This is a genomic window from Streptomyces sp. NPDC006235, assembly GCF_040613735.1.
Taxonomy (GTDB): Bacteria; Actinomycetota; Actinomycetes; order Streptomycetales; family Streptomycetaceae; genus Streptomyces.
Genome location: NZ_JBEXSR010000095.1, coordinates 1 through 1,780, shown reverse-complemented (window position 1 = coordinate 1,780; position 1,780 = coordinate 1). Strand labels below are relative to the sequence as shown.

Annotated in this window: 1 rRNA gene (cut by a window edge); it reads left to right on the top strand. The window is 56.7% G+C overall.

Annotation, left to right across the window (positions count from 1 at the left end):
- Positions 1-1,780: ribosomal RNA gene (locus ABZ192_RS42960) — 23S ribosomal RNA — on the top strand; its annotated part reaches 1,369 nt to the left of the window's first position; the annotation flags it as partial.

The following is a 1,780-nucleotide window of genomic DNA, read 5'->3' as shown; positions in this document are numbered from 1 at the left end:
ACGTGATGGGTAGGGGAGCGTCGTGTGCCGGGTGAAGCAGCCGCGGAAGCGAGTTGTGGACGGTTCACGAGTGAGAATGCAGGCATGAGTAGCGATTCACACGTGAGAAACGTGTGCGCCGATTGACTAAGGGTTCCTGGGTCAAGCTGATCTGCCCAGGGTAAGTCGGGACCTAAGGCGAGGCCGACAGGCGTAGTCGATGGATAACCGGTTGATATTCCGGTACCCGCTGTGAAGCGTCAAACATCGAATCCAGTGATGCTAAGGCCGTGAAGCCGCCCCTGATCTCTTCGGAGTGAGGGGGAGTGGTGGAGCCGCTGACCCGATCTGGTAGTAGGTGAGTGATGGGGTGACGCAGGAAGGTAGTCCAGCCCGGGCGGTGGTTGTCCCGGGGTAAGGGTGTAGCCCGTCATCTAGGTAAATCCGGGTGACATGAGGGTGAGACCTGATGCCGAGCCGATTGTGGTGAAGTGGATGATCCTATGCTGTCGAGAAAAGCCTCTAGCGAGTTTCATGGCGGCCCGTACCCTAAACCGACTCAGGTGGTCAGGTAGAGAATACCGAGGCGTTCGGGTGAACTATGGTTAAGGAACTCGGCAAAATGCCCCCGTAACTTCGGGAGAAGGGGGGCCATTTCTGGTGATCCGATTTACTCGGTGAGCTGGGGGTGGCCGCAGAGACCAGCGAGAAGCGACTGTTTACTAAAAACACAGGTCCGTGCGAAGCCGTAAGGCGATGTATACGGACTGACGCCTGCCCGGTGCTGGAACGTTAAGGGGACCGGTTAGTCACTCTTCGGGGTGGCGAAGCTGAGAACTTAAGCGCCAGTAAACGGCGGTGGTAACTATAACCATCCTAAGGTAGCGAAATTCCTTGTCGGGTAAGTTCCGACCTGCACGAATGGCGTAACGACTTCTCGACTGTCTCAACCATAGGCCCGGTGAAATTGCACTACGAGTAAAGATGCTCGTTTCGCGCAGCAGGACGGAAAGACCCCGGGACCTTTACTACAGTTTGATATTGGTGTTCGGTTCGGCTTGTGTAGGATAGCTGGGAGACTGTGAAGCGCTAACGCCAGTTAGTGTGGAGTCGTCGTTGAAATACCAGTCTGGTCGTGCTGGATGTCTAACCTGGGTCCGTGATCCGGATCAGGGACAGTGTCTGATGGGTAGTTTAACTGGGGCGGTTGCCTCCTAAAGAGTAACGGAGGCGCCCAAAGGTTCCCTCAGCCTGGTTGGCAATCAGGTGTTGAGTGTAAGTGCACAAGGGAGCTTGACTGTGAGACCGACGGGTCGAGCAGGGACGAAAGTCGGGACTAGTGATCCGGCGGTGGCTTGTGGAAGCGCCGTCGCTCAACGGATAAAAGGTACCCCGGGGATAACAGGCTGATCTTCCCCAAGAGTCCATATCGACGGGATGGTTTGGCACCTCGATGTCGGCTCGTCGCATCCTGGGGCTGGAGTCGGTCCCAAGGGTTGGGCTGTTCGCCCATTAAAGCGGTACGCGAGCTGGGTTTAGAACGTCGTGAGACAGTTCGGTCCCTATCCGCTGTGCGCGTAGGAGTCTTGAGAAGGGCTGTCCCTAGTACGAGAGGACCGGGACGGACGAACCTCTGGTGTGCCAGTTGTTCTGCCAAGGGCATGGCTGGTTGGCTACGTTCGGGAGGGATAACCGCTGAAAGCATCTAAGCGGGAAGCCTGCTTCGAGATGAGGACTCCCACCTCCTAGAGAGGGTAAGGCTCCCAGTAGACGACTGGGTTGATAGGCCGGATATGGAAGC